Origin of the sequence: uncultured Intestinimonas sp. (genome assembly GCF_944387245.1) — a bacterium.
Taxonomy (GTDB): Bacteria; Bacillota; Clostridia; order Oscillospirales; family Oscillospiraceae; genus Intestinimonas.
Map to the genome: position 1 here is coordinate 1 of NZ_CALXEE010000108.1, position 5,425 is coordinate 5,425.

A 5,425-nucleotide genomic window follows, 5' to 3' on the forward strand; every position below is an offset into this window, starting at 1 on the left:
CGGCGGCGGCCCCCGGCCGCCGCCTTCCGATTCTTTGATATTAAGAGGTATACGCTATGAACACCCGATTTCTCCCCGTCTCCAAAGCTGACATGAAGGACCTGGGCTGGGAGGACTATGATTTCCTCATCATCACCGGCGACGCCTACGTGGACCACCCCTCCTTCGGCCCGGCCATCATCTCCCGGGTGCTGGAGGCGGAGGGCTACCGGGTGGCGGTGATGGCCCAGCCCGACTGGAGGGACCCGGCGGCCTTCACCGCCCTGGGCCGTCCCCGGCTGGGGGTGATGCTCTCGGCGGGCAACATCGACTCCATGGTGGCCCACTACACCGTGGCCAAGCGCCGCCGGACCGACGACGCCTATTCCCCGGGAAAGCGGGCGGGGCTGCGCCCCGACCGGGCCACCATCGTCTACGCCAACCGGGTCCGGGAGGTCTTTGGGGACATCCCCCTGGTCATCGGCGGCCTGGAGGCCTCCCTCCGCCGCTTCGCCCACTACGACTACTGGGAGGATAAGGTCCGGCGCGCCATTATTTTTGACGCCCAGGCCGACCTGCTGGTCTACGGCATGGGGGAGCGGGCCACCCGGGAGATCGCCGCCCGGCTCTCCTCCGGTACCCCCATCTCGGAGATCACCGATGTGAAGGGCACCTGCTTCGTGGGCAAAAACCCTGGGGAGTGTGCCTACCCCATGGTGGAGGTCCCCTCCTTCGAGGAGGTGCGGGACGACAAGCGGGCCTACGCCCAGGCCAACATGGTGGAGTACAACGAGCACGACCCCATCGTGGGCAAGGCCATCCTCCAGCGCCACGGGGACCGGCTCCTCATCTGCAATCCCCCCGCCATGCCCCTCACTACGGAGGAGCTGGACGCCGTCTTTGAACTCCCCTATGTCCGGGAGCCCCACCCCATGTACGACGAGATGGGGGGCGTCCCCGCCATCGAGGAGGTCCGCTTCTCCGTCATCCACAACCGGGGCTGCTTCGGTGCCTGCAACTTCTGCTCCCTGGCCTTCCACCAGGGGCGGATCATCTCCTCCCGCAGCCATGAGAGCGTCATCCGGGAGGTCACCGAGCTCACCAAGCACCCCGGCTTCAAGGGCTACATCCACGATGTGGGAGGACCCACCGCCAACTTCCGCCGTCCCGCCTGCAAAAAGCAGATGAAGGCGGGCCTGTGTAAGAACCGGGCCTGTCTGTCGCCCACCGCCTGTCCCAACCTGGATGCCGACCATACTGATTACCTGATGTTATTACGGAAGCTGAGATCACTTCCCGGAATCAAAAAGATCTTCATTCGCTCGGGTATTCGCTTTGATTATATGATGAAGGACCCCAGCGGGGAGTTCTTCGCCGAGCTGGTGAAGCACCATGTCTCCGGCCAGCTGAAGGTGGCCCCGGAGCACTGCGTCAACGGGGTGCTGGACGAGATGGGCAAGCCCCACATCGAGGTCTACGAAAAATTCCGGCAGAAGTATGAGCGGCTCAACCAGAAGTACGGCAAGGAGCAGTACCTGGTGCCCTACCTCATGTCCTCCCACCCGGGCTGCACCCTCCAGGACGCCGTGAAGCTGGCCGAATGGCTCAACAAGTCGGGGCGCCAGCCCGAGCAGGTCCAGGACTTTTATCCCACTCCGGGGACCCTGTCCACCTGTATGTACTACACCGGCCTGGACCCCCGGACCATGAAGCCGGTCTTTGTCCCCACAGACGCCCACCACAAGGCCATGCAGCGGGCCCTGATGCAGTGGAAGCGGCCGGAGAAGCGGCCTCTGGTAAAGGAGGCCCTGCGGGAGGCCCACCGGGAGGACCTGATCGGCTACGGGAAGGAGTGCCTCCTCCGGCCGGACCGGCCCGCCTGGACGGGCAAACCGGGTACGCCCGCCAAGGGCAAGCCCGGCGGGCGCAGCGGCAAGCCCCCCAAGCGGGAGGACCAGAAGCTCAAGCAGAAGGGCAAGCGGGTGGAGCACAACGACCCGCAGCCCAAGCGGAAGGCGGGGTGGGCCAAGCCCAAGGCCAAGAAAAACGTCAAACCCGGCAAGGGGAGAAAATAAAAAGAAAAAACTGAGGGCGCGGAAAACTTTTCCGCGCCCTTTGCCGTCTAATGGGCATCTGAAATTGAGAGGTGACCTATGGAACTGCGGTACAACCTGACCCAACAGGACTTCAAGCGGGGGATTCTCCTCCATGAAAAGCGGCCCAAAGGGCCATTGGCCGTGATCCGGAAGGTGGAGTGGTTCTTTTTCCTGGCCATGGCCCTGTTCAGCGCCGTGATGCTGGTCATGCTGACGGTCATCCTGGCCGCCGGACAGTGGGAGGATGACTTCGGAACCGTACTCGGCCTGGCTGTTGTCACGCTGGTGGGCTCCCTCTGCTTCCTGTGGGTGCTCTCCGCCCGGCGGCGGGCCTTCCACGGGGGCCGGATGCTGGCGGGGGAGGACGGCTTCTTCGGCCCCCGGACCCTGACCCTGACCAAAGACGGAGTGGCCGAGACCTTCGGCGTGGGCCGCCGGGTGGAGCCCTATGACGCCCTGGTTGAGGTCTGGGAGAGGAAGGGCTATGTCCTCCTCTATCTCAAAAGCGGCGTCTGGGAGGTGCTGCCCCCCTGTGCCTTCCCGGGGCCGGAGGAGCGGGCGGCCTTTCTCACCGCCCTGGCCGAGGCCCGGCAGGGCCGGCCGCCCCAGACGGCCGGCGATGAGACGGCGCTCCCGCCGGAGCCGGATGAGGAGGACGCGGTCTTTACCCTCCGCTATACCTGGGAACCGGAGGGCCTGCGCCAGGCCCTGCTCCGGTCCAACCTGGCCTATCTTCGCACCAAGCTCTACTGGCGGCCGGCTATGATCGCGATGGCCGTCCTCTCCGTCCCCATGCTGGTGTCGGGGCTCCTGGCTCTGGGCGGCGTCCTGAACGCCCTTCCCGCGGTGAGCGGGGCGGAGGTGGCAAGTGCCATTGGCCTCCTTGTTATCGGCCTGGCCCTGTGCGCCTCCTGGCTGTCCTTTGTGCCCGGCTTCATGGCCTGGGCCATCCGGCGGCAGGAGAAGAAGGGGGCCTTTGACAAGCTGCTGGAGGGGCCCATCACCGACGTCATCGGCCCCAACGGTGCGGACAGCCTGCGGCCCGGGGAGCGGGAGCGCACCCTGTGGAGCCAGATCGGCGGTGTCAAATCGGCGGACTGGGGGCTGGTCCTCTTCCGGCGGGACAGGAAGATGCTTCTCTTCCCGTCGGAGGCCTTTGCCGACCGGAACGAGCAGGAGCGGGTGGCGGAATATGCCCGCGGGCAGACCCGCTGAGGGTATAGAAGGCTTTCAAAGTGGAAAAAACAGCGTAGAACACAACGAAGGCCGTGTGTTCCACGCTGTTTTTGGTTTAGCGTTTTCCGGTCAGTGTGTCGCCGGCCTTTTCAATGGCCCGGCCGGTCCCTTCGGCAGCGTCTTTGACCGCATCGCCGGCGTCCTTTGCGGCGTCTTCCACGGTATCCTTGGCCTCGTCCGCTGCGTTTTTGGCATCTTCGATCATACTGTGCTCATCGCTGGTGAGGCCGTCCTCATCCAGGTCCACCTGCCCATCTTCACCGGCGTGGTAGTTTTCGGTCTCCATGGGCATGGAGCTGGTGGACGGCTTCTCGCTGACCGACGGTGTCTCCGTAGGAATCACCGTCGTGTTGGGCGTGGGGGATACCTTGGGCTGGCTGGAGCAGCCCGCCGCGATCAAGAGCAGCGCCAGGGCGCAGATCAGTGCAAGATAGGGTCTTTTCATATCCTTGCCTCCGCATTGTTAAAGTCAGGTTCCCAATCGCTTTTAGTGTGTGCGGTAATGTCCGGTCTAGCCCCGGAAAAATTTTTGAGAAAACAAAAAATAGGGCTTGCATTTCCGGAAAGATTCTGCTATACTCCAATCAATAACAAGAATGATTACTGATTAGAGGGAAGTGAGTTATGACTGGCAAGCGTTACTCCAAGCAGCGGGAGCTCATCTATCAATGCCTGATGGAGACCCACGAACACCCCACCGCCGAGATGCTGTACCAATGGCTCAAACCGGAAAACCCCAGCCTGAGCCTGGGCACGGTGTACCGGAACCTGAATCTGCTGGCAGATGAGGGACTGGTTACCCGGATGCCCTTCCCCATCGAGCGGTACGACGCCAATACCCGGCCCCATCCACACTTCTGCTGTCGGAAGTGCGGCTCCGTCTATGATCTGGAGGGCGTGGAGTATGATGCGTCCCTGGATGAAAAGGTCGGTGTGCTCACCGGGCACCAGATAGACCGCCACGACCTGGTTTTCTCCGGCATCTGCACCCACTGCGTCACGCGGCATTAAGATCTGCGCAACTATGTCCCGTTTGTCCGCAAAAGGCGGACCCGATGATAGAAAAGTATGAATAAATTGGAGGTCAAATCTATGGAACTCAAACTGTATCGCTGTGCTCACTGCGGCAATATCGTGTTCAAGGTCGTGGATAAGGGCGTGCCCCTGATGTGCTGTGGCCAGAAGATGGAGGAGCTGGTGCCCAACACCACCGACGGCGCTCTGGAGAAGCATGTCCCCCAGGTCACCCGCGACGGCAACCATGTCACCGTCCAGGTGGGCTCCACCATCCACCCCATGCTGGAGGAGCACTATATCCAGTTCATCGCCGCCGTCAGCGGCAACAAGGTCACCTTCCAGATCACCAAGCCTGGCGAGGAGCCTGTGATGAAGACCGGCGGCGCCGACCCCGTTACCGCTTACGAGTACTGCAATCTCCACGGCTACTGGAAGGGCCAGGAGTAAAAGTGAACTATGAGCCGATGAGGCTCATTTCGCCTTTGAATTGAACCTTGAAAGGAGCTTTTTCTTATGGAATTAAAGGGTAGCAAGACGGAAGCCAATCTGTGGAAAGCCTTTGCCGGAGAGTCCATGGCCCGCAATAAGTACACCTACTTTGCCAGCAAGGCCCGCAAGGAGGGCTATGAGCAGATTGCCGCCATCTTCGAGGAGACCGCCGGCAACGAGAAGGAGCATGCCAAGCTGTGGTTCAAGGCACTCAGCGGCATCGGCGATACCGCCGCCAACCTCCTGGCCGCCGCCGAGGGCGAGCACGAGGAGTGGACCGAGATGTACAAGGAGATGTCCGAGACCGCCCGTGAGGAGGGCTTCCACGCTCTGGCCGACGCCTTCGCCGCCGTGGGCAAGATCGAGAAGAGCCACGAGGAGCGCTATGTGAAGCTGGCTGAGAACCTCTCCAACAGCGAGGTCTTCAAGCGTGCCCAGGTCAAGGTCTGGTACTGCCGCAACTGCGGCCACCTGGAGTACGGCACCGAGGCCCCCCAGGTCTGCCCTGTGTGCGGCCATCCCCAGGCCTACTTCGAGATCAAGGCCGAGAACTACTAAGCAAAATCCGACGCATCATAAGAGGCGCCCGCTCATCGGAGCGGGCGCCT

Annotated in this window: 6 protein-coding genes; 5 read left to right on the forward strand and 1 reads right to left on the reverse strand. The window is 62.4% G+C overall.

Translation table 11 applies throughout. From position 1 onward, the window contains the following. The first annotated feature begins 56 nt into the window (after nt 1-56). A complete protein-coding gene (locus Q0K15_RS10460) occupies nt 57-2,054 on the forward strand; it encodes a YgiQ family radical SAM protein (RefSeq protein ID WP_294515787.1) in 1,998 nt (665 codons plus the stop codon). A 78-nt stretch (nt 2,055-2,132) separates the two neighbouring features. After that, the gene (locus tag Q0K15_RS10465) at nt 2,133-3,290 is read left to right on the forward strand and encodes a hypothetical protein (RefSeq protein WP_294515788.1); all 1,158 of its coding nucleotides are present in this window, start codon (nt 2,133-2,135) and stop codon (nt 3,288-3,290) included. 76 nt (nt 3,291-3,366) lie between these two features. On the opposite strand, the gene Q0K15_RS10470 is transcribed toward Q0K15_RS10465, so the two are convergent. After that, nucleotides 3,367-3,756 (reverse strand): hypothetical protein, encoded by a 390-nt coding sequence (locus tag Q0K15_RS10470; RefSeq protein ID WP_294515789.1) that lies wholly within the window; start codon nt 3,754-3,756, stop codon nt 3,367-3,369. Between the two features lie 179 nt (nt 3,757-3,935). Here Q0K15_RS10470 and Q0K15_RS10475 point away from each other — a divergent pair, with 179 nt between their 5' ends. The 3 genes from Q0K15_RS10475 (at nt 3,936) to rbr (ending at nt 5,375) form a co-directional block, all read left to right on the forward strand. Next, entirely contained in the window at nt 3,936-4,322 is a 387-nt protein-coding gene (locus Q0K15_RS10475; protein WP_294515790.1) for a transcriptional repressor, read from the forward strand. 81 nt (nt 4,323-4,403) lie between these two features. Next, nucleotides 4,404-4,775 (forward strand): desulfoferrodoxin family protein, encoded by a 372-nt coding sequence (locus Q0K15_RS10480; RefSeq protein WP_294515791.1) that lies wholly within the window; start codon nt 4,404-4,406, stop codon nt 4,773-4,775. A 66-nt stretch (nt 4,776-4,841) separates the two neighbouring features. Then, nucleotides 4,842-5,375 (forward strand): rubrerythrin, encoded by a 534-nt coding sequence (rbr, locus tag Q0K15_RS10485; protein WP_294515792.1) that lies wholly within the window; start codon nt 4,842-4,844, stop codon nt 5,373-5,375. Nucleotides 5,376-5,425 lie beyond the last annotated feature (50 nt).